Origin of the sequence: Saccharibacillus qingshengii, assembly GCF_013185195.1 — a bacterium.
Lineage (GTDB): Bacteria > Bacillota > Bacilli > Paenibacillales > Paenibacillaceae > Saccharibacillus > Saccharibacillus qingshengii.
Window position 1 is genome coordinate 156,826 of record NZ_JAAZWC010000002.1, and the last position, 23,424, is coordinate 180,249.

The 23,424-nt window shown below is 56.4% G+C and carries 17 protein-coding genes and 1 other annotated feature; of the genes, 14 read left to right on the forward strand and 3 right to left on the reverse strand.

The window, feature by feature from the left end; all coding sequences use genetic code 11:
- Positions 1 to 176 precede the first annotated feature (176 nt).
- A complete protein-coding gene (locus HRQ60_RS02605) occupies positions 177 to 1,253 on the reverse strand; it encodes a HEAT repeat domain-containing protein (protein ID WP_172194080.1) in 1,077 nt (358 codons plus the stop codon).
- 233 nt (positions 1,254 to 1,486) lie between these two features.
- Positions 1,487 to 1,744: a binding site (T-box leader), on the forward strand.
- A 58-nt stretch (positions 1,745 to 1,802) separates the two neighbouring features.
- Here HRQ60_RS02605 and leuS point away from each other — a divergent pair.
- The 7 genes from leuS (at position 1,803) to holA (ending at position 12,190) form a co-directional block, all read left to right on the forward strand.
- The gene (leuS, locus tag HRQ60_RS02610; RefSeq protein WP_172194081.1) at positions 1,803 to 4,259 is read left to right on the forward strand and encodes a leucine--tRNA ligase; all 2,457 of its coding nucleotides are present in this window, start codon (positions 1,803 to 1,805) and stop codon (positions 4,257 to 4,259) included.
- A 187-nt stretch (positions 4,260 to 4,446) separates the two neighbouring features.
- Positions 4,447 to 4,968: a deoxycytidylate deaminase gene (locus HRQ60_RS02615; protein WP_172194082.1), complete on the forward strand. Its 522-nt coding sequence runs from the start codon at positions 4,447 to 4,449 to the stop codon at positions 4,966 to 4,968.
- 270 nt (positions 4,969 to 5,238) lie between these two features.
- Positions 5,239 to 5,883 carry a helix-hairpin-helix domain-containing protein gene (locus HRQ60_RS02620; protein ID WP_246281067.1) on the forward strand — a complete coding sequence of 215 codons (645 nt, stop codon included), beginning with the start codon at positions 5,239 to 5,241 and terminating at the stop codon, positions 5,881 to 5,883.
- A gap of 8 nt (positions 5,884 to 5,891) precedes the next feature.
- Complete coding sequence (locus HRQ60_RS02625; protein ID WP_172194083.1) at positions 5,892 to 8,687, forward strand: ComEC/Rec2 family competence protein; 2,796 nt, start codon at positions 5,892 to 5,894, stop codon at positions 8,685 to 8,687.
- Between the two features lie 276 nt (positions 8,688 to 8,963).
- Positions 8,964 to 9,509, forward strand: a complete 546-nt coding sequence (locus HRQ60_RS02630) for a sigma-70 family RNA polymerase sigma factor (protein ID WP_172194084.1) — start codon at positions 8,964 to 8,966, stop codon at positions 9,507 to 9,509.
- Positions 9,510 to 10,937: an anti-sigma factor family protein gene (locus HRQ60_RS02635; RefSeq protein ID WP_172194085.1), complete on the forward strand. Its 1,428-nt coding sequence runs from the start codon at positions 9,510 to 9,512 to the stop codon at positions 10,935 to 10,937.
- 233 nt (positions 10,938 to 11,170) lie between these two features.
- Positions 11,171 to 12,190 (forward strand): DNA polymerase III subunit delta, encoded by a 1,020-nt coding sequence (holA, locus tag HRQ60_RS02640; protein WP_172194086.1) that lies wholly within the window; start codon positions 11,171 to 11,173, stop codon positions 12,188 to 12,190.
- A 220-nt stretch (positions 12,191 to 12,410) separates the two neighbouring features.
- On the opposite strand, the gene rpsT is transcribed toward holA, so the two are convergent.
- Positions 12,411 to 12,686, reverse strand: coding sequence for a 30S ribosomal protein S20 (rpsT, locus tag HRQ60_RS02645; protein ID WP_141446331.1), 276 nt, complete (start codon positions 12,684 to 12,686; stop codon positions 12,411 to 12,413).
- A 246-nt stretch (positions 12,687 to 12,932) separates the two neighbouring features.
- Between rpsT and lepA the strand changes: the two genes are divergently transcribed.
- The 7 genes from lepA (at position 12,933) to dnaJ (ending at position 22,614) form a co-directional block, all read left to right on the forward strand.
- Positions 12,933 to 14,747, forward strand: coding sequence for a translation elongation factor 4 (lepA, locus tag HRQ60_RS02650; RefSeq protein WP_172194087.1), 1,815 nt, complete (start codon positions 12,933 to 12,935; stop codon positions 14,745 to 14,747).
- Between the two features lie 527 nt (positions 14,748 to 15,274).
- Complete coding sequence (gene hemW, locus HRQ60_RS02655) at positions 15,275 to 16,468, forward strand: radical SAM family heme chaperone HemW (protein WP_172194088.1); 1,194 nt, start codon at positions 15,275 to 15,277, stop codon at positions 16,466 to 16,468.
- Positions 16,469 to 16,895: 427 nt separating this feature from the next.
- Positions 16,896 to 17,366 (forward strand): N-acetyltransferase, encoded by a 471-nt coding sequence (locus tag HRQ60_RS02660; RefSeq protein ID WP_172194089.1) that lies wholly within the window; start codon positions 16,896 to 16,898, stop codon positions 17,364 to 17,366.
- Between the two features lie 168 nt (positions 17,367 to 17,534).
- The gene (hrcA, locus tag HRQ60_RS02665; protein WP_172194090.1) at positions 17,535 to 18,563 is read left to right on the forward strand and encodes a heat-inducible transcriptional repressor HrcA; all 1,029 of its coding nucleotides are present in this window, start codon (positions 17,535 to 17,537) and stop codon (positions 18,561 to 18,563) included.
- A 112-nt stretch (positions 18,564 to 18,675) separates the two neighbouring features.
- Positions 18,676 to 19,260 (forward strand): nucleotide exchange factor GrpE, encoded by a 585-nt coding sequence (gene grpE / locus HRQ60_RS02670; RefSeq protein ID WP_246281069.1) that lies wholly within the window; start codon positions 18,676 to 18,678, stop codon positions 19,258 to 19,260.
- Positions 19,261 to 19,451: 191 nt separating this feature from the next.
- Entirely contained in the window at positions 19,452 to 21,296 is a 1,845-nt protein-coding gene (dnaK, locus tag HRQ60_RS02675) for a molecular chaperone DnaK (protein ID WP_172194091.1), read from the forward strand.
- A gap of 193 nt (positions 21,297 to 21,489) precedes the next feature.
- A complete protein-coding gene (gene dnaJ, locus HRQ60_RS02680) occupies positions 21,490 to 22,614 on the forward strand; it encodes a molecular chaperone DnaJ (protein WP_172194092.1) in 1,125 nt (374 codons plus the stop codon).
- Between the two features lie 383 nt (positions 22,615 to 22,997).
- Here the strand turns inward: dnaJ and HRQ60_RS02685 are convergent, their stop codons facing one another.
- Positions 22,998 to 23,348: a hypothetical protein gene (locus HRQ60_RS02685; RefSeq protein WP_172194093.1), complete on the reverse strand. Its 351-nt coding sequence runs from the start codon at positions 23,346 to 23,348 to the stop codon at positions 22,998 to 23,000.
- Between the last annotated feature and the right edge of the window lie 76 nt (positions 23,349 to 23,424).

Consider the following 23,424-nt stretch of genomic DNA (forward strand, 5'->3'; position numbering starts at 1 on the left):
GTCCGGCTCTTTTGCCGGCAGCGGGGAATCGAATCAGCGCTTTGCCCGGCGTACCACTTGCCCGACAGCAAAAAGAGCAGACATTAGTCTGCTCTTTTTGCTGGGTTTATTTGGCGTGTGCTTGCCGTGTTCCCGGCCGAATTTCGGATTCGCCGGTCGAGCGTAACTTCAGGGATTTAACCCTGCAGTTTCTTCGCCCGTTCTTCGTCTTCGGCCGCGATCTCGCGGCGCCATTCGTCAAGCTCGGGCAGCGGGCGGCCCAGGATGACGCAGCAGGCGTAGACCGATTCTTTGAGTTCGACGTAGTCTTTGTCGTAGCCGATCTTCACGAGTTCCTGCACGACCGGGAGCGCCTGCTCGGAGCCGAGGCGGCACAGGCCGTCTGCGAGTTTGGCAATGCGGGTGAAATGGTCTTCTTTTTCCAGCAGGGCAATCAGCGCTTCTTCGGCGGACGGCAGCAGAATACGCGACAGGATATCGACGATGCCCAGCAGCAGGAAGCCGTCTTTTTCCTCGGCGTACATCTGCACCAGCTTCTCGACCACTTCTTCGCTGCCGACGCGAACGAGCGCATCCGCAGCCTGCTCGGCCACAAGATCGTTGTCGGACTTGAGAGCATCGTAGAACAGCGGCAGCGCGTACGCGATCTTCAGTTTGCCGGCCGCCTGCATCAGATACACCGTGCGGACGGATTCCGGTTCTTTCGTGTATTGTTCCTGCAGTTCGTCCATCGTCTCGCGCGGCTGCAGCATCTCGCGTTCGATCATTTCGCCGAGCAGCAGATCCAGCGTATCGTAGTCGATCTCGCCGTAATCCAGACCGCTGTTTTTTTGCGTTTCTTCATTAAACATGCGGCGTACCCATTCGTCGGTTAATTCCGACACGCGCACGCGCTCGGCCGCTTCGTCGTACCAGTCTTCGTCCAGTTCCTTGATTGCCGGAAGATGGGACTTCAGCAGGTCGGGGCTGCTGCCGAGCAGCATACGGGACAGGAAGATGCGCGCATTGCCCGTTACGAGATTCGCTTTGAGCAGATGGAGCATCGCCTGCACCGTGACTTTGGTCTGCGGGAAAGCCGCGGCGCGGTGCAGATATACGTCTTCTTTGCGCGGGGCGGCCACAAGCTTTTCCAGGACCAGCGCGGAGATGTCCTGCGGGTATTTATACGTCTCGGCCAAAAACCGGATTGCCGCGTTGCTGACAAGCGGGTCGGCGTGCGTGATAAACGGTTTGACCTGTTCGGGTGTGAACATATGAAAATTCCTCCTCAAGTGCTTCGAGTGCGCCTACCAGTATACCACAGCTGGGGAGGAGAAGGCGCAGAGTATCCTGTCAACGCTAGAAGTAAGGTTACGCCCCCTCGAACGCACCTAAAGCGTGTGCATTTGACGCGGACGTAAACCTCGGATTAGGAGTTGACAACACACGGAGTCATTGACTTTTCGCTTTTGTTTTCTATATAATAGGGGCATTGCACAGGTAGAAAAACTAGTCGATGATGAGGAGCAGTAGGCAGGGGTGCGTTTCCAAGAGAGTCGGCGGATGGTGGAAGCCGGCAGCGAACCCTGTACGAACTCGCCTCGGAGATATGCGGCAGAAGGCGGCTCGTCCGGTATGACCGGCAGGCGCGCGGTAAGTCGCATCGGCTCATCCCCGATAACGGATGCTTAAGTGAGCGGCAGCAGAGAACATTCGGCCGCTAACTAGGGTGGTACCACGGGAAGCAGCGCCTCTCGTCCCTAGCGTCGTTGACGCTGGAGACGGGAGGCTTTTTGATTTTAGAAGCGAAGGGACAGATGACGATGAGCGAAAGAAACGAGCAGGGAGCCGGTTCGCAGGGCTACCGCGCCCAGACGATCGAACCGAAATGGCAGCAGAAATGGGACGAGGAAAAAACATTCAAAACGGATGACGCCGATCATTCCAAACCGAAGTTTTACGCGATGGACATGTTCCCGTATCCGTCCGGCGCCGGCCTGCACGTCGGTCACCCGGAAGGCATGACCGCAACGGACATCGTGTCGCGCTACAAGCGGATGAAAGGCTACAACGTCATGCATCCGATGGGCTGGGACGCGTTTGGCCTGCCGGCCGAGCAGTATGCGATCGACAAAGGCGGCCATCCGCGCGAATTCACGATTCAGAACATCAACAATTTCCGCCGTCAGATCAAATCGCTTGGTTTCTCGTACGACTGGGACCGCGAGATCAGCACGACCGACCCGGAATATTTTAAATGGACGCAGTGGATCTTTATTCAGCTGTACAACAAAGGACTGGCTTACGTCGCCGAAATTCCGGTGAACTGGTGTCCGGCGCTGGGTACGGTGCTGGCGAACGAAGAAGTCATCGACGGCAAAAGCGAGCGCGGCGGCCATCCGGTCATCCGCAAGCCGATGCGCCAGTGGATGCTGAAGATTACCGAATATGCCGACCGCCTGCTGGAAGATCTGGACGAACTGGATTGGGCGGAAAGCATCAAGGACATGCAGCGCAACTGGATCGGCAAATCGCAAGGTGCGGAAGTGACGTTCCAGGTGGAAGGCACGAACGAGTCGATCGCCGTGTTCACGACCCGTCCGGACACGCTGTACGGCGCGACTTACTGCGTGCTGGCGCCGGAGCATCCGCTCGTGGACGCCATCACGACCGAGCACGAAAAAGAAGCGGTCAAAGCGTACCAGGAAAAAGCTTCGCATAAAAGCGACCTGGAGCGGACCGATTTGAACAAGGATAAAAGCGGCGTGTTCACCGGCGCTTACGCGGTCAATCCGGTCAACGGCGCAAAACTGCCGATCTGGATCGCGGATTACGTGCTGGCTGCTTACGGCACCGGCGCGATCATGGCCGTACCGGGCCATGATACACGTGACTGGGAATTCGCCAAGAAATTCGGCATTTCGATCATCGAAGTCGTCAAAGGCGGCGATATCGAGACGGAAGCGTATACGGGCGAAGGCGAACACGTCAACTCCGGCTTCCTGGACGGCCTGAACAAGGAAGACGCGATTGCGCGCATGATCGAATGGCTGGAAGAAGGCGGCAAAGGCGAAGGCAAAACGACTTACCGTCTGCGCGACTGGCTGTTCAGCCGTCAGCGTTACTGGGGAGAGCCGATTCCGATCCTGCATCTGGAAGACGGCAGCATGAAGACCGTGCCGGAAGACAGCCTGCCGCTGCTGCTGCCGGAAATGGACGAGATCAAACCGTCGGGCACCGGCGAATCGCCGCTCGCGAACGCGACCGACTGGGTGAACATCATCGATCCCGAGACGGGCATGAAAGCCCGCCGCGAGACGAACACGATGCCGCAGTGGGCCGGCAGCTGCTGGTATTACCTGCGCTACCTCGATCCGACCAACGATCAAGAGCTGTGCAGCAAAGAGAAGCTGGATCACTGGCTGCCGGTCGATCTGTATATCGGCGGCGCGGAACACGCGGTCCTGCATCTGCTGTATGCGAGATTCTGGCATAAAGTGCTGTACGATCTCGGTGTGGTCAGCACCAAAGAACCGTTCCAGAAGCTTGTTAACCAAGGCATGATCCTCGGCCCGAACAACGAGAAAATGAGTAAATCGCGCGGCAACGTCATCAACCCGGACGAGATCGTGAACGAATACGGAGCGGACACGCTGCGCATTTACGAGATGTTCATGGGACCGCTGGAAGCGACCAAACCGTGGAACACGAACGGCGTCGAAGGCGCGCACCGTTTCCTGTCCCGCGTCTACCGCATGTTCGTCGACGACAACGGCGGCTTGAGCACCAAGATTTCCGATACGGCGGCCGGTACGGACGAATTCAAGCGTACCTGGCACAAAACAATCAAAAAAGTCACGGAAGACATGGAAGCCCTGCGCTTCAACACGGCAATCAGCCAGCTCATGATCTTCACGAACGACGCGTACAAGCAGGAAGAACTGCCGCGCCAGGCGATGGTGGACTTCATTCAACTGCTGTCCCCGCTTGCGCCGCATCTCGCGGAAGAGCTGTGGGAAAAAGTCGGACGCGGCGACAGCCTGACCTATGCGGCCTGGCCGGCGTTCGATGAAGCGTGGACGACGGAATCCGAAGTCGAGATCGTCGTGCAGGTAAACGGCAAAATCGTGCAGCGCGCCAACGTCCAGAAAGACTGGGACGCCAAAGCGCTGGAAGATCACGCGATGAGTCTGGAAAACGTGCAGAACGCGCTGGCCGGCAAAACGGTCCGCAAAGTGATCGCCGTACCGGGCAAATTGGTGAATATCGTCGCAAACTAAAGATTTGCACGGCCGGACAAGCCGGACTCCGTTTGCAGGTTGCGCACGGGCTCAAAGCGCGTATCCGGCGGAAGCACGACAATTTACGGCATACGAAGCGGGCTGCGGCTCGAACAGAGGCGGGGCGAATCTTCGCTCCGTCTCCTTTGCGCGCATTCCGGCGGAGCGGCCGACAACGGGAGTGGGAATGACAGTGGGGAGCAGTCCGCGCAAAGATTGGGATACGTATTTCATGGATATCGCTTTTATGGTGTCGACGCGTTCGCAGTGTCCGAGGCGGCAGGTCGGCGCGGTGCTGGTGCAGGGCAAGAAGCTGCTCGGCACGGCTTATAACGGAGCGCCGATGGGCGTGCCGGACTGTTCGGAAGCGGGCTGCATGATCGCCGAAGAGTACGAGCTGGTGCAGGTGGGCGAAGCGGAACAGGTAGTCAAAAAGCAGCGCTGCGTGCGGACGATCCACGCCGAGCAGAATCTGCTGCTGTTCACCGACCGAGCCGACCGCGAAGGCTCGACGGTATATGTGACCGACGAGCCGTGCTGGACATGCGCCAATATGCTGGCGAACAGCGGCATTACGGAAGTCGTCTACTGCCGCGCCTATCCGAAAGACAGCGGCAAAGTGCAGGCGATGATGGAGCAAAAAGGTATTTCTTTTCGCGGGATCGGACCTTACAGCCCGCCTACGAAGTCTGCGGAACCGGTCTCTTAAGCAGGCGAGCATTGACTTCAAGTTTCCTCATTCCCTATAATAAGGAAATCAGGATATTCCAGCGATCGGCTCATCCCCGTTATCGGATGAAGGGAGACGGCAGGCGAAGCACGCTTGTCCGTCGACCGGGGATCTTACGGGAAGCACAGCCTCCCGTCCCTGGCGTATATACGCCGGGGACGGGGGGCTTTTTTTGTGTGGGCGTACGATCGAGCAGCCTATTACCTTTAGTGTTGACAAGGTACTATTCCATTCGGGAGGAAAAAAGAGATGAAAAAGGAAATATGGATCGCGGCTTGTTTATCGGCCGTATTGGGAGCCGGTGTGTTGGTGCTGTCCGGAGGAGGCGAAGCCGAAGGAGGACCGTGGGAACCGCTGAACGGGAAGATCGAGGCCGTATTGGCCGCTCAGGAACACCCGGAAGAAAAGGGAGATTCGGACAGGGGCATCGTTAAAAATGTCAAAAGTGAAGACTCCATGCCAAAGGAGACCGGGGAAGCCAAATCAAGCCCGGAAAAGGCTGCGGTTCAGCCCGTGCAGGAAACCGCGGTACAGCCGATCGGACCGGATCCGGCTGCGGAAAAAGCCGTCTCAACAGGAAGTGCCAAGGATCGTTTGCCGCCGCCTGGGAAAGACAGCCCGGTGCCGTCCGCAGCAGAAGAAGGCCCCGGTTCTGCGCAGAACGTTCCCGCCGCTTCCGCTCCTGCCGGACTTTCCGAGGCCGGGAAGATCCATATCAATACGGCCGATGCGGCCGGGCTGATGGAACTGCCCGGAATCGGGGCGAAGAAAGCTCAAGCGATTCTGGATTATCGGAGTCAGAACGGTCCGTTCCGCAGCGTGACCGATATCGTCAAAGTTAAAGGGATCGGGCCTAAAATGCTGGAAAAAATGATGCCGGATCTGGCCTTATAGGGGCCGTCATGAACCGTAGACCTTTAATCGTATTTACTATCTGTTGGCTCGCCGGAGCGGCTTCCGCCCAACTGTACGGAGGGCTGCGCTTGGCGGCCGTCCTGGCGGGGCTTACGCTGCTGCTGGCTGCGGCCGTTCTGTTCACCCGGACTTCCGCCAAGCTGCTGTTAATCTTCGGGCTGGCCTTGGGGTCCGCCGCCGGCTATGGCCTGCTGCGGGAAGCGGGCAGCCTTTCCGTCCTGCCGGAAAGACTGGGCGTCTCGCCCGGAGAAGCAGACGGTTATTCCGGTATCCGGATCGAAGGCCGTATGGCCGGTCCGGCCAAAATCGATGGCGATCTGGCCCAGTTCGTATTGAAAGCCGAACGGGTGCTGGAGCCAACCGGCCCGCTGTCCGGAGAAACGCCGGGCGGCGCAGGCGGTAAGCTTGGCTCGGCTGTACCGGACGAGAACAGGAGATCGGAAGCGAAGCCTGCGGCCTTCGGACCGTTATCCCATACCGAGAAGGTCGTCGTACGCGTCAAATTGGCGGCCGAAACGGAACAGGCAACAGCGGCTTCCTGGCAGCGGGGAGATCTGCTGATCGTATACGGAGATCTGGAAGCTCCTTCGGAAGCCCGCAATTTCGGAGCTTTCGATTATCGCGATTATCTGCGGAACCAACGTATTCACTGGATCGTCAAAGCGGCCGGCGCATCAAGCGTGGAAACCGCCGATGCCGCCTCCGGCGGGCTGCAGCTGCTTCGCCGCAGCGACGAGCTGCGCATGAAGCTTGCGGATACGCTTGCGAAGCTGTACCCCGGGATCGGAGCCGGTTATATGCAGGGACTGCTGCTTGGTCTGCAGGAAGGGCTCGATCCCGACACGTATACGAACTTCGTCCGGCTCGGGATGACGCATGTACTGGCTATTTCCGGCATGCATGTCGGCTTATATGTCGGTGCGCTGCTGCTTATACTGCGCCGCTTCCGCGTCTCCAAAGAATCTTCGCTGCTGGCGGCGCTGTACTTCGTTCCTCCTTACGTGCTGCTGACGGGTTCTTCGCCTTCCGCGGTCCGGGCCGGCATCATGGCCATGATCGGTCTGTATGCGGCCAAACGGGGCTGGCTCAAAGACGGTCTGCACATTCTGTGTCTGGCCGCCCTGCTGATGCTGATCTGGGATCCGGGCTACCTGACTTCGATCAGCTTTCAGCTGTCGTTTGCCGTGACGGCCGGCATCATTGTGCTGACCCGCCCCATGCGGCAGCTGCTGTTTTTTCTTCCGAAGACTCTGGGCGGCGCGGCAGCGATCTCGCTGGTTGCGGACCTGGTTTCTTTTCCGCTGAGCATTTATTATTTCAATCAATATCCGCTGCTCGGACTGGCCGCGAATCTTGTCCTCGTTCCCCTGATCAGTTTCGTATCGATTCCGCTCGGAACGGTATCGCTTATGCTCGGGACTTTCTGGATGCAGGGAGCCGAATGGGCCGCTTATCCTGTCCGGCTGGTCAATGCCGCCGTCTTCTGGTGCGCGCAAAGCGGCGGTTCCGTGCGCTTGGCCCGAACGATCTGGGCTTCGCCGCCGCCCGTCTGGATCCTGCTGTACGAAGCCGCTCTGATCGGAGGCCTTTTCGCACTGGCCGCGCACCTGGCCGCGCGGAGGCCGGATCCGTCCGCCGGTGTGCCGCAGGCCGGCGGGCGGCACGGGGGAATATCGGGATTCCCCGCGCATCGGCCTCTTCCCGGCGGCGACACCATGCCGCTCGGACCGCTGCCTGGCGAAATACGTCCCGAAGCGGGACGCGGAACAAGCTTTGCGCCGTCCGTGCGCTACGGCGTCGATCCAAGCCGCCGCCGGACCGTGACGCGGCTTGCGCTTGGCGCGTTGTCCGCTCTGCTGCTGGCCGGAATGGTCGGCGCTGCCTACGCGCCCCGGCCCGACCCCGCAGGATTGGTGCAGATGCTGGATGTGGGACAAGGAGATGCGATATTGATCACGACGCCCACCGGCAAAAATCTGTTGGTCGACGGAGGCGGGACGGTCACTTTCGAGCGTCCGGGCGAAGCCTGGAGGCAGCGGCTCGATCCTTACGAAGTTGGCCGCGATGTCGTGGTGCCTCTGCTCAAGAAGCGCGGTATCCACCGTCTGGATGCGGTGATTCTGACACACGGCGACCGCGACCATTACGGCGGGCTGCTTGCGGTGCTCGACGAGATTCCTGCGGATCGCCTGATCATGAACGGAACCCGCAGCGGCGGTGAAGATCTGGACGCGCTGCTGGCTTCGGCGCTGCGTTTCGGGGCCGAAATCGATGCGCCGCAAGACGGCGATATATGGAAAGCGGATGAAGCCACCTCTTTGGAATTTCTCAATCCGTCGGGAGTGTTCGCCGGGACCGTGCCCGAATTGGAAGAGCAGAACGAATACTCGGTGGTATTCCGCCTTGCAATGAACGGTCACTCTTTTCTGTTTACCGGCGATATTGGTCTTCAAGCCGAACGCGAGATTCTGGACCGACTCGAAAAACGCGGGGACGGAGGCAAAGTCGAAGTGCTGAAAGTCGGTCACCACGGCAGCAAAAACTCTTCTTCGGACGAATGGATCGCGGCTTGGTCGCCGCGGTTGTCCCTGATCTCGGTTGGAGCAAAGAATACTTACGGGCACCCGAATCCCGGCGTGATTCAGCGGCTGGAACTCGCGGGTTCGGCCGTTCTGCGTACGGACAGGAACGGGGAGATCCAGATTTCGGCGCCGCTAGGAGGACCGCTGAGCTACCGTACCCGTCTGGACGAACAGGCAAATCCTGCCCAAGCGTCCGACTAAACGGCGGCAGCCGGGCTCTTTTCCCCGACAAATTGGGGAAAGGGGCCTTTTGTATGTCCGGCCGATAGGGTATAACTAGAACAGGTGCTTGCTTGCATAGGCGGCAGGCCGCAAAAAGGCGGACTTCTTCACGCAAGATGACGCCTAAAAGCGTTTCTGGTAGACTGATGGGAGATATAGGCCCGAAGCGGCAGATGTTTTTTGAAAAACAGAAAAAGAACGCAACCTTTTGGCGGCTATGCTCGTCTGAAAAGGTGCAAGAGAGGGGGACCCTTAGTGGTCGAGCAGGAACTCATTAGAGCCGCTCAATCGGGCGATCGCGACGCTCTTATCACCCTATTGCGAGAGATTGAACCGGCCGTCTACAAGACGGCTTATTATACGCTGAATAACGAACAGGACGCGATGGACGCCGCTCAGGAAGCCCTGATCCGCATTTACACGAAAATCGGGTCCTATGAAGAAAAAGCGCAGTTCAAAACCTGGGTGCAGCGAATCGTGACCAATATTTGTATCGACAAATTCAGACGCGCCAAACCTACGGTGTCGATCGAAGAACACGAGATGGTGTTCGAAGGAAACGACAGCGTGGAAGGCGAAGTGATGCGGGCTTATACCCGGGAAGATATCGACCGGGCGATCAACCTGCTGCCGGAACATCACCGTACGGTCGTCATCCTTCGCTACGTGCAGGATATGTCGTATGGCGAAATCGCCGGATGCCTGGATCTGCCGCTTAACACCGTAAAATCGTATTTATTCAGAGCCCGGGGCCAGCTTCAGCAGCTGCTTCGAGATTATCAGAAAGGAGGTGCGCTGTAGATGAAACGCGAAGAAGCGTTGGAATATATGAACCGTTACCTCGACCATGATTTGAACGCGCAAGAAACGGAAAAATTGTTCCTTCATCTCGGCGACTCTCCGGAGGCACGGGCGGATTTTGATTTTCTTCAGGGTCTGTCGGACAAACTGGAATCGCTGCCCGACGTGACGCCGCCGGTCAGCCTGGTCGATTCGATCCTGCCCCGGCTGGAAGAACTCGACCGCACGGCTGCAGCCGCCGTTCCCAAGGCGGAACCCGAGAAATTGTCGGAGATGGAAAGCAAACGGATGTTTGGCGACGAGGTGTCTCAGCGCCGCAGACCGGCCGGATTCTGGCGCTCCACTTTGGGCCGGACCGTCGGTGGTACGGCTGTTGCCGCCGCCGTATTGGGGATCTTCGTGGCCACTTACGAGCCGCAGGAAATGCCGAATGCGGAGATGACGTCTTCGACGGCCGTGTCCGGCGCGATGGACGATACACTCGTTCCGTCGGAATCGGCGGCGAAGACGGAGAGTCAGACGATGCCGGATGTCACCGACCCGAGCACCGAAGCCAAATCGATTCAGCCAGAGACAAAGCTTGTACCCGGCGACGATACAGCCAATCAGAAGTCCGTAACACCGGAAGATTCTGCGGCGGACGGAGCTCCTGCCAACAAAGAACCGAATGTGGATACAGCTACGCCGCAGGCAGATCTCCCGACTTTGTCCGTCGAACCGGACAGCACTTCGCCTTCGGAGCCCAAGACAAATTCGGCCGAACCGGATACAGGTACGCCTGCGGCCAGTCAGAACCGGGACCGTTCGCAGACTCCGTCTGACGATTCGGCATCTTCGACCAAGTCCGGACCGAATACGGACCAAGCCCCGGATCAATCGCCCGAGCCGGACAAGTCGACCTCGGCCGGTACACGTACGGAAAAAGACCCGGATAAATCGGTCAAGTCGGGCGGCAAAGCGCCGTCGGATAAATCGAACCCGGCCGCCAGTCCGCCTGCTTCGGGCAAAGAACCCGCTGCCGGAAGCGCAGAACCGGACAGTCAGCCGAACGAAGGAATCGAAACGTTCTCGGCTTCCGAAGAGGCTCCGGGCAATCCGGAAGAAAGCGGAATTTCCGATTCGGAAAGTGCCGATGTGGCTCCCGACCAAGCGGCAGACAGCCGGGTATACGGGCTGACCATGGCTCCTTCGGAATGGAACTCGCCGGATAACGCTTATCGCTTCACGTATTCGGACCATACACTGAAGCTTCTGAAAGGCGACGGTTCCGCGGAACTGGGCAGCCGCAAGGTTGACGGAAGCGTAGCCGGAGGCGTCTGGTCCGCGGACGGCAAAACGTTCACGTACGATTTGATCAAGTCCGACGGCACCACGGCCCAGGAAACCTGGACTATCGAAGAAACCCTGCTCAAACAGGGCGGTAAATAAAAAACCACCGGCCGCAGGCCGTTTCAAGAATCCGCCAGACGGAGGAAGAAACGTGCTCCGGCCGGTTTTTTGTCGCTTGAGGCAGACGAAAGAACCCGATGTCCGGATGCGTTTTTCGGCGGAATTCGGTACAATGGGTACAGCGGGATTCCAACTGCTGCGCAGGCAGGCTCCCAAGCAATGCGGCGGACGATCGACGCGTCCTTCGGAATCGGAAAAGAGGGTTAAGATCTATGGATTTGAAAATGGCGGTCAAACAGGTGAAAGCAGGCGAAGTATCGCCGCTCTATCTGTGTTACGGGACCGAAAAATACAGAATGAAGGAATTCGTTTCCCTGCTGGAAACGGAACTGATCGCCGAAGATCAGCGTTCTTTTGCGGTCGCGAATTACGATCTGGCGGAGACCCCGATTGAACTCGTGGTGGAAGAAGCGGAGACGGCTCCGTTCCTGTCCGAACGCAAACTGATCGTGGTGCGCGACAGCAGTCTGTTTACGGCAGGCAAAGAGTCGGCGAAAGTGGAACACCGGATCGAAAAGCTGCTGGAGTATCTCGCCAATCCGGCGGATTACAGTGTGCTTGTTTTTCTGGCCTACGCCGAGAAGCTGGATGAGCGCAAAAAACTGGTCAAAGCGTTCAAAACTTCGGCTGCGGTGATTTCGTTTGCGCCGATGGGGGAGAGCGAGCTGTCCGGCTGGGTAACCAAACAATTCGGGCGAAGTTCGGTTGCAATCGGACCGGAGGCGGCAGCCCTGCTGTTGAAACGGGCCGGCACATCGCTTGCGGGGCTGTCGGGAGAAATCGAAAAACTGTCTTTGTTTGCGGGGAAAGGCGGCACGGTCGGGACGGACGATGTGGAAAAACTGGTGGCGATCGGAACGGAGCAAAGTGTGTTCGTGCTGGTCGAACATATCGCCAATCTCAAACTGCAGCAGGCGCTCGACGTTTTCTACGATCTGCTCAAACAGCGGGAAGAGCCGATCAAGATTGTTTCGCTTATTGCGCGGCAGTTCCGGATTATTTTGCAGGTCAAAGAGATGTCCGGACAAAATTATTCGCAGCAGCAGATGGCGGGACAGCTTGGACTGCATCCGTATGCGGTCAAGATTGCTTCCGAGCAGGCAAGGCGGTTTGAGACGGTTCGGCTGCGGCATATTCTGTCTTCGATCGCGAAGCTGGATCATCAGATCAAGACCGGAGCGGTGGATAAAGTATTCGGGCTGGAAATGTTTTTGCTGAGGTTGGGAGCCTAAGTCAAGGCCGCGGCGGGTGAGCTTAAGGCGGCGGAATCGGGGGTAGGGCGGTGGTCGGAGCGGCGGAAAAAGAGTTTCGCAGGTGCCGGGCTGCCGCTTTTCTTCTTTTTACAGCAGGTTTCGCTTGGTAGAAAAACTTAAAAACCCCGATATCCTAAAGGATTCCGGGGTTTCGTAAGCGGTGTTGTATCGTGCGATTATATCGCAAAACGCGATTGTCTTAGGCTTTTTCAGCTGTCAGAGCGTTCGCTTTTTTAGCGAGACGGGATTTTTTGCGCGCTGCCGCGTTCTTGTGGATCAGGCCTTTAGTTACGGCTTTATCCAGCTTCTGCGAAGCGTTCTTGACTGCAGTTTGGGCAGTTTCCACATCATTGCTTTCCAGTGCTGTCGTAGCGGTTTTTACTGCGCTGCGAAGTGCGGATTTTTGCGAAGCGTTAAGCGCACGGCGTTTCTCGTTCGTTTTCACGCGTTTGATAGCGGATTTGATATTAGGCATTGCATTCACCTCCTGTAAAGCATATACGAAACATCGAAAGTTTCACAACTTAAAGTATCTTAGCATGGCGGGCGTAAAAAAGCAACCATTCCGCAAGATTTTAGATTTTGATTTTGCCGGAAACAAACGGTATTCCAAATTTAAGACGCTGCCGATCTTTTGGGAGCCCAAGTGGGATTGCTGGGACTATCCCCAACTGCTATAATAAATGGATTGATTCTTGTCAAATTGAGGCGGAGGTAAGGAATGACTGACATTGCAGCAAGACAAAAGAAAATAAGAAACTTCTCTATTATAGCGCATATCGACCACGGCAAGTCCACACTTGCCGACCGGATTCTCGAATATACGGGAGCCCTGACTTCACGCGAAATGCAGGAGCAGGTCCTGGATCAGATGGAACTCGAACGCGAACGCGGTATCACGATCAAACTGCAGGCGGTCCGCCTGACCTACAAAGCCGACGACGGCGAAGAATATCTGCTTAACCTGATCGACACGCCGGGACACGTCGACTTTACGTATGAAGTCTCGCGTTCCCTGGCCGCCTGCGAAGGCGCGCTTCTGGTCGTCGACGCCGCTCAGGGGATCGAAGCCCAGACGCTGGCCAACGTATACCTGGCGCTCGATAACAATCTGGAGATTCTGCCGGTTATCAACAAGATCGACCTGCCGAGCGCGGACCCGGAACGGGTCAAACAGGAAGTGGAAGACGTGATCGGCCTTGATGCAAGCGACGCCGTATTGGCTTCCGCCAAAGCGGGGATCGGCATCAAGGAGATTCTGGAACAAGTCGTGGCCAAAGTGCCGGCGCCGACCGGCGATCCGGAGCAACCTCTCAAAGCCCTGATCTTCGACTCCCATTATGATCCTTACAAAGGCGTTATCGTCTACATCCGCGTACTGGACGGCAAGATCAAGTCCGGTTCCAAGATCAAAATGATGGCTTCGGGCAAAACATTCGATGTCATTGAAGTCGGCGCTTTTATGCCGCGGATGACCATGGTGGACGAGTTGAACGTGGGCGACGTAGGTTTCGTGGTTGCGGGCATGAAATCCGTCGGCGATACGCAGGTCGGCGATACCATCACCGATGCGAAGAACCCGACAGCCGAACCGATGCCGGGTTACCGCAAGATCAACCCGATGGTGTTCTGCGGCCTCTATCCGATCGAATCGTCGGATTACAACGATCTGCGCGAAGCGCTCGAGAAGCTTCAGCTCAACGATGCTTCGCTCACTTTCGAGCCGGAAACGTCCAGCGCGCTGGGCTTTGGTTTCCGATGCGGATTCCTCGGTCTGCTTCATATGGACGTCATCCAGGAGCGGATCGAACGCGAATTCGATATCGCGCTGATCACGACCGCACCAAGCGTTGTGTACAAGATCGGATTGACCGACGGTTCCGTGATGCAAATCGACAACCCGTCGCACTATCCGGAAGTCGGACGGATCGACTACGTCGAAGAGCCTTATGTCAAGGCGGCCGTCATCGTCCCGAACGATTACGTCGGTACCGTTATGGAACTGTGCCAGAACAAACGCGGCGAGTTCGTCAACATGGAATATCTCGATACGACGCGCGTTACGCTGACCTATCAAGTTCCGCTGTCGGAAATCGTCTACGATTTCTTCGACCAGCTGAAGTCCGGCACGAAGGGATACGCTTCGTTCGATTACGAAGTATCCGGCTACCGCAAGTCCAATCTTGTCAAAATGGACATTCTGCTCAACGGCGAACAGGTCGATGCGCTGTCGTTCATCGTCCACCGCGATCGCGGCTACCAGCGCGGACGCATCATCTGCGCCAAGCTGCGCGAGCTGATTCCGCGGCAGATGTTCGAAGTGCCGATCCAGGCTTCGATCGGAACGAAGGTCGTCGCGCGCGAGACCGTCAAAGCGATGCGCAAAAACGTCCTCGCCAAGTGTTACGGCGGCGATATCTCGCGTAAGCGCAAACTGCTCGAGAAGCAAAAAGAAGGCAAGAAGCGCATGAAGCAGGTCGGCAACGTCGAAGTGCCTCAGGAAGCATTCATGGCTGTGCTGAAGCTGGACGAGTAGTTTTTCTTTGCGCGGAGTAGGCGCGAAAGTTCAAGGGCGGCTCGGGCGCGGCAGTTCGTGCCTCGGTCGGCCGGGAAAAGGGATCGGGCTTAACCGCCGTTGGAATCGGGAAATAGGATGGAAGCCGGATAAGGTGGATTTCCCGATTTCCAAATGCGGCCGCTTCGCTTTTCGCCTTGATCCCTTTTCCCTCTTCCCGCCGCACGCCGACTTACGCAGAGCCGCCCTTCCCGAGCCTGCTCCTCCGGCTTTTTTGGGGGAGTAGGGGAAGGGCGACGGATGAAGAGCGAAGGGGATGCGGCCTTGGCTGGGCCTGTCCCCTTGAGTGGAACGGACAACTGATAAGTGATAGGAAATTATAAGTGAAACAAGCAGCTTATAAATGAAAAACAGCGTGCGGAATATTCGCCGCTGCGCATGCAGAAGGAAAGCCGGACTCCGGCTTTCCTTTTTGAAGATTTAAGGCGCTTTTACGCGCCGGCATATTGGATAGAATCTGTCCAACCATTAGTTAGGAGGCTCCACCCATGACTACAGAAATCGACCGGAACCGTGCCGCAGCAGCGCCGGAAGCCGTCTATATCCATATTCCGTTTTGCACCAACAAATGCTTCTACTGCGATTTTAATTCCTATGTCCTCAAAGACCAGCCCGTGATGGATTATTTGCGCGCGCTGGACCGGGAAATGGAGCAGACCGTCGCGCTTACGCCTCCGGGCGTCATCAAGACCATCTTCGTCGGAGGCGGCACGCCTACCGTACTGAAGCCGGACGAAATGGCCTTTTTCCTGGCATCGGTCCGCAAGCATTTTCCGAACTGGTCCGATGATATCGAGTTTTCGATGGAAGCCAATCCCGGCACGACCGATCTCGACAAGATGAAAGTGATGAAAGACGGCGGCGTGAACCGTGTTAGTTTCGGCGTACAGGCGTTCCAGAACAGTCTGCTCGGCGAAATCGGACGGATTCACAATACGGACGACGTGTACCGCTCGCTGGAGAACGCGCACAAGAGCGGCCTGCACAATCTGTCGATCGACCTGATGTTCGGGCTGCCGAACCAGACGGTCGCGATGTTGGACGAGAGCATCACGCGCGCACTTGAACTCGATCTGCCGCATTACTCGATCTACAGCCTCAAAGTCGAAGAGAACACGCTGTTCCATACCCTTTTCAACAAAAACAAACTGCCGCTGCCCAACGAAGACGACGAGCTGGCGATGTACAAGCTGCTCATGGACCGGATGCGGGGCGCAGGCTACAAGCAGTACGAGATCAGCAACTTCGCCAAACCCGGCAAAGAAAGCCTGCACAATATCACGTATTGGAAAAACGAAGATTATTACGGCTTCGGCGCGGGCGCGCACGGCTACGTCGGACGCAAACGCCACATCAATATCAAAGGCGTCAATCCGTACAACGAAGCCGCGGGCAAAGGACTGCCGAGACTCGAAGAGTTCGAAGTGCCGCGGGAAGAAGCGATGGAAGACTTCATGATGGTCGGCCTGCGTATGCTGGACGGCATGGAGAGCGCGCGGTTCCGCGACCAGTTCGGCGTACCGGTAGAAGAGATCTTCGCGGCTCCGCTCAAAAAGATGACGGATCTCGGACTGATCGAACGCCGCACGGATCTCGAAGGCTACCGCCTGAGCGAAAAAGGCATCTTGTTCGGCAACGACGTATTCGGCGAATTTATCGGGTATTTGACGGTAGGCGCGTAAACGTCCCAACGGCAGGATTCCAATTCCGCTGAAAAAGACAGCCATTATGCAAGAAAGCTTGAATCTGAAAAAGGGAGTGCGCCGTCTGCGCGTCAGCCTCCTTTGAAGAAAACGTCGGGATTCTCCCGACGTTTTTTTGCGTTTTTTTCATAGGATAGTCCTCGACTGCCGATAACAACAACGAAGAAGAAAGGCGGCGGGGCAGTCGTGCGAACGTTCTCATTGGCTGCCGCCTTGCTGTTAGAAAGCTGCGTGATCGGGTAAGAACGGTCAAACGCTTCAATTTGTCCAAAAGTTAAAATTTTATGGAAGTATTCTTTTAAAAGTGTTGAAAAAGTATGCGTTATGATGTATATTTATCCAATCGAAAACTTATCCGACAGCTGGCGCTTTGGCGTCACGACTTGAACAGGGAGGTGAACGGCCGATGCCCGCCGTTACCGTTGTATGCAGACAAGCGAATGCAGGAGATATTGAACCGCTGCATTCCATGATAGAAGAATATGCGCGCAGGGGAATCATGCTCCCGCGCTCCAAGGAAGTACTGCGGCGCCAGATCGACAATTTTGTCGTGGCGGAAGAAGACGGCAGGGTTATCGGCTGCGGTTCTCTCTGTTTGCTGGGCCCCGATCTCGTAGAGATTCGCTCACTCGGCATCATGGAAGGCAACAAAGGCAAAGGGATCGGTTCCAAGCTGGTTACGCGTCTGATCGAACTTGCGGTCGAGCAGCAGATTCCGAAGATTATCGCGCTCACTTACGAAGTCTCGTTTTTTGTGAAAAACGGCTTTACCGTCGTACCGATGGATGTGTTTCCGGAAAAAGTATGGACCGACTGTATCCACTGCGCGAAGCGCGATCGCTGCGACGAAATCGCGGTACTCAAAATCATCGGCTGATTTTGTCCGCGGGCGAATACGAAAACGTGCCATCAAAGGCCAAACCGAACTTGACAACGCCAAGTCCGGTTTGGTATTTTTGTATTAGAGTTTAGCACTCATTTGAATAGAGTGCTAACGGAAGAAGGTTCCGATGCGCTCTTATCGATCCGGACAGGAGGGGATCTCGTGTTAAGCGAACGTCAGAGCATGATCTTGAACGCCATCGTGGACGACTACATCCGTTCGGCCGAACCGGTCGGGTCCCGCAGCATCTCCAAGCGGGGCGATGTAGCGTTCAGTCCGGCGACGATCCGCAATGAAATGGCGGATTTGGAAGAACTGGGTTTTTTGGAACAGCCGCATACGTCGGCAGGACGTATTCCTTCCAATAGAGGATACCGTTATTACGTCGATCATCTGGCTCCGCTGAAGCCGTTGAAAGCCGAAGATTTGAAACTGTTCAAGCAGCTCGCAGCCGAGAAGCTGAGTGCGGTGGAAGAAGTGGTTCAGCATGCCGGTACGATTCTGGCTTCGATGACCAATTATACGTCGATCCTGCTCGGTCCGGAGATGTTCAATACTTCGCTGCGCCATTTTCAACTGCTTCCGCTCAACGAGACGACGGCTGTCGCGATTATCGTAACCAGCACAGGCGAGGTCGAGAACCGAACCGTCTCGATTCCGCCGGGGTTGTCCGTTTCCGATATGGAACAAACGGTGAATCTGCTTAACGCCAAGCTGGCCGGGGTTCCGATGCACAAGCTGAAAGCGCGGCTGTACTCGGAGATCGGCCAAGAAATCCAGCGTCACGCCGAACACTACGAAGAACTGATGAAGCTGCTCGACGATTCGTTTACGAGCGGCAAAGATCAGAAAGTGTTCCTGAGCGGAACGACCAATATGCTGATCCAGCCCGAATTCAGGGATATCGGCAAGCTGAAGACCGTGCTCGATCTGCTGGAGGAGACGCCGACGCTTACGCGTCTGCTGAATTCCGAGCAGAAGGGCATTCAAGTCAAGATCGGCAGCGAGAATGTGCATCAGGCCTTCGTGAACTGCAGCCTGATCACGGCGACGTATTCGCTTGACGGCGAAGCGTTCGGCACGATCGGCATACTGGGTCCGACCCGGATGGAATATGCCAAAGTGATCGGAACGCTCGATCTGCTGTCGCGGGCGATGAGCCGTGCGCTCGGCGGCAGATACGGAGCGTAAACGGGTGGAACATTCGTTCAACCCTATCCCAATATTCGCTTTAGCGGACATCCCCTGTACGGTGTAACCGATAGGGCGTCCGCTGCGATCCACACAAGGAGGTGAATGCATCTTGAGTAAAGAACAGCCGTTGTATACCGAGAACGAAGTGGAAGTTATGGAAGACCAACAAGGTGCAGAGACAGCCGGGAATCCGGCGGAAGACGCACAAGCCGAAGCCGGTGAAGTCATTTCGGTCGAAGAGCTTCAGGAGCGCGTTCAAGCCCTGACGGCGCAGTCCGAGGAATACATGCAGCGTCTGGCCCGTTCGCAGGCCGATTTCGATAATTTCCGCAAACGTACGATCCGCGAAAAAGAAGAGCTGGGCAAATACGCTTCCTCGAAGCTTATTTCCGAGCTTGTACCGGTTATCGACAACTTCAGCCGCGCTCTGGACACGACGCCGGAAGGCGAGAACGCGGAATCGTTCGTAAAAGGCGTGAAGATGATCTACCGGCAGTTCGAAAACGTGCTTCAGGCGGAAGGCCTGACCGCGATGGAGACCGTCGGACAACCTTTTAATCCGGAATTCCATCAAGCCGTCATGACGGTGGAAAGCGATGAATTCGAAGAAGGCATCGTCGTGGAAGAACTGCAAAAAGGCTATATGCTGAAAGACAAAGTGCTTCGTCCCGCCATGGTGAAAGTCAGCGGATAAGCCGCGTTTTTCTGCAAACGACCGTTTCGGGAGCCGGATCGCTACAGCGAAACGTTCTCCCAACACGCGAAGTTTGAAAACGCGCGCCAAACCGTTATGATAGAGCGTAGGGTCCGAAACCTGGACACAGCGCACGAAATACATCTTCATCAATCCAAAATCAATCGACCTTTCCAAGGAGGATATTTACTGTGAGTAGAGTAATCGGTATTGACCTGGGTACAACCAACTCTTGCGTGGCTGTTATGGAAGGCGGCGAAGCCGTCGTTATCCCTAACCCGGAAGGCGCGCGTACGACCCCTTCGGTCGTAGGTTTCAAGAAAGACGGCGAACGGATCGTCGGCGAAACGGCCAAGCGCCAAGCCATCACCAACCCGGACCGCACGATCGCTTCGATCAAGCGCCATATGGGCACGAACCACAAAGAAACGATTGAAGGCAAAGACTACACGTCGCAGGAAATTTCGGCCATGATTCTGCAAAAGCTGAAATCCGACGCCGAAGCTTACCTGGGCCAAACCGTTACGCAGGCGGTTATCACCGTTCCGGCTTACTTCAACGACGCTCAGCGCCAAGCCACCAAAGATGCCGGCAAAATCGCGGGTCTTGAAGTCCTGCGGATCGTCAACGAGCCTACGGCTGCGGCACTGGCTTACGGTCTCGAGAAGTCCGAAGATCAAACGATCCTCGTCTATGACCTCGGCGGCGGTACGTTCGACGTTTCGATTCTGGAACTCGGCGACGGATTCTTCGAAGTTAAAGCGACAAGCGGCGACAACCACCTGGGCGGCGACGACTTCGACCAAGTGATCATCGATTACCTGGTAGCCGAGTTCAAAAAAGAGCAGGGCGTAGACCTGAGCAAAGACAAAGCGGCCGTACAGCGTCTCAAAGACGCGGCGGAAAAAGCGAAAAAAGAATTGTCGGGCGTTATGACGACAACAATCTCGCTGCCGTTTATCACGATGGTTGACGGAGTTCCCCAGCATTTGGAGCTTAACCTGACCCGTGCCAAGTTCGAAGAAATCTCGGCGGATCTGGTTGAGCGTACGCTCGCTCCGACACGCCAAGCGTTGAAAGACTCCGGTCTGTCGTCGAACGAAATCGACAAGATCGTGCTCGTCGGCGGTTCCACGCGGATTCCGGCCGTACAGGAAGCGATCAAGAAACTGACCGGCAAAGATCCGCACAAAGGGGTTAACCCGGATGAAGTTGTCGCTCTCGGCGCAGCCGTGCAAGCGGGCGTCCTGACAGGCGAAGTCAAAGACGTGGTCCTGCTGGACGTAACGCCTCTGTCCCTGGGTATCGAAACGGCAGGCGGCGTATTCACCAAAATGATCGACCGCAACACGACGATTCCAACCAGCAAATCGCAGGTTTACTCGACCTATGCGGATAACCAGCCGAGCGTGGAAATCCACGTCCTGCAGGGCGAACGCGAAATGGCTGCCGGCAACAAAACGCTGGGCCGCTTCACACTGGGCGATATTCCGCTGGCTCCTCGCGGCGTACCTCAAATCGAAGTTACGTTCGATATCGATGCCAACGGCATCGTAAACGTGTCGGCAACCGACAAAGGTACAGGCAAAAGCCAGAAAATCACCATCACTTCCTCGAGCGGTCTGAGCGACGCCGAAGTTGAACAGATGATGAAAGACGCCGAGCTGCACGCGGAAGAAGACAAGAAGCGCAAAGAACTGGTCGAAACGAAAAACAACGCCGACCAGCTTATGTATCAAGTCGACAAAACGATCAAAGACCTCGGCGACAAAGTCGACGCTTCCGAGATCGAAAAAGCGAACGCGGCTAAAGAGAAAGTTCAAAAATCGCTGGAAGGCGACAACGTGGACGAAATCAAAGCCGCAACCGAAGAGCTGACTGAAATCGTTCAGCAGCTGTCCGTGAAGCTGTACGAGCAGGCCAATGCCGAAGGCGCCCAAGCGGGCGGCGAAGCGGAAGGCGGAGCTTCTTCGCAAAGCCGCGACAATGTGGTCGATGCCGAGTACGAAGTCGTCGACGAAGACAAAAAAGACTAATCGGTATCCATGCCGGTTTGAATTTATAAGAAAAAAGCCCGCCCCCGCTTTTTGGCGGACGGGCCGGCTGGGGAGGTCAGGCCGGGTCATCCCGGATCGGACTTCCCTTTTCTTGGGTTTTGGGCAGAACGGAAGGCGAAGCCGCCTTTGGCAAGGGAAACGATTATGAGCATAAAGGAGTTGGAGTGCAGCGATGGCGGACAAGCGCGATTACTACGAGGTGCTCGGCATCGAAAAGGGCGCAAGCGAGCAGGATATCAAGTCGGCTTACCGCAAGCAGGCGCGCAAATATCATCCGGACGTCAACAAGGCGGATGATGCCGAAACGAAATTCAAAGAAGTCAAAGAAGCGTATGATGTCCTGAGCGACGGCCAGAAACGGGCCCGTTACGATCAGTACGGCCATGAAGATCCGAGCCAGGGCTTTGGCGGCGGCGGCGATTTTGGCGGCGGCGGATTCAGCGACATCTTCGATATGTTCTTCGGCGGCGGAGGCGGGGGAAGATCCCGCAACCCGAACGCGCCGCAGCGGGGCAACGATCTGCAGTACACGATGACGATGGAGTTCAAGGAAGCGGTATTCGGCAAAGAGCTGGATATTACCATTCCGCGCACCGAGGGCTGCGATACGTGTCACGGAAGCGGCGCCAAGCCGGGCACACAGCCCGAAGTTTGTTCCGTCTGCCATGGCAGCGGACAAGAAGAAGTCGTGCAGAATACGCCTTTCGGCCGTATGGTTAACCGCAGAGCCTGTTCGAACTGCAGCGGCAGCGGCAAAATCATCAAAGAAAAATGCACAACGTGCAGCGGCAGCGGCCATGTGAAAAAACAGCGCAAAGTGCATATCCGCGTTCCGGCAGGTGTGGACGACGGCGCTCAACTGCGCATGACCGGCGAAGGCGACGGAGGGCTGCGCGGCGGTCCTGCCGGCGACCTGTATATCGTGATTCGGGTGAAGCAGGATGAATTCTTCGATCGCGAAGGCGACGATATCTACTGCGAGGTGCCTTTGACCTTTACCCAAGCCGCTCTCGGCGACGAGATCGAAATTCCGACCCTGACCGAGAAGGTCAAACTGAAGATTCCGGCAGGCACCCAGACCGGTACGTATTTCCGTCTGAAAGGCAAAGGCGTTCCTCGTCTTCGCGGTACCGGCCAGGGCGATCAGCATGTCAAAGTGGTCATCGTCACTCCAAGCAAACTGACCGATGAGCAAAAAGATCTGCTGCGTCAGTTCTCGGGACTCAGCGGCGAACAGACGCATGAGCACGAACAATCTTTCTTCGACAAGATGAAGCGTGCTTTCCGCGGCGACTGATTAAGCCCAGGTACCGGAGAGATTCAGGCTTGATGTATTTCAAGAAGTAGGCCGTTCTTAGGAGGACGGCCTTTTTTTGTTTTTTCTCCTACTGCGTAATGGATATCGATCTTCAAACGTTCTACAGAAGGGGAAAAGAACGACGAAGGAGAGTGGGAACGATAATTTTTGTTATTCTTTTGATGATTTCAGCAATCGGTTACGGGTTTATAAATTTTTTGATTAAATCTTTAAACCCCAATGCAGAAAAATATAATCGGAGTTGGGCCAGCTTTTTCTTCGCCGCTTTGGTATTTTTGCTTTTCGGTTTCTTTTATCTGGTCGGCGGTTCTTTATAAACCCTTTAAGTTTATTCGAGATTTGATCTGCCTTCTACAAATCGCTTAGCCAAATGCAGTCTCCAAAATCGGAGACTGCATTTTTTGTGAAAACGATCGACAACGACGCAGCTCGCCGCCCTGCGCTTTTGCTCTTGCAGCCGGCGAAGCCGCTGCCTGCCCTGCCCTTGCGGTCGGCAGCGCCGCCGCCCATTCGCTCTTGCAGCCGGCGAAGCCGCTGCCCGCCCTGCCCTTGCGGTCGGCAGCGCCGCCGCCCATTCGCTCTTGCAGCCGGCGAAGCCGCTGCCCGCCCTGCCCTTGCGGTCGGCAGCGCCGCCGCCCATTCGCTCTTGCAGCCGGCAAAGCCGCTGCCTGCCCTGCCTGCCCGAAGCTGCCGGAGGCAGGGAGCTTCGGCATCCCTCCCCGGCGGACCGGCCCGAGGGGCCGCCTGCCCTCCCCGAACAGGAAGCGGGATTTTCGGGGCTGAGCGACT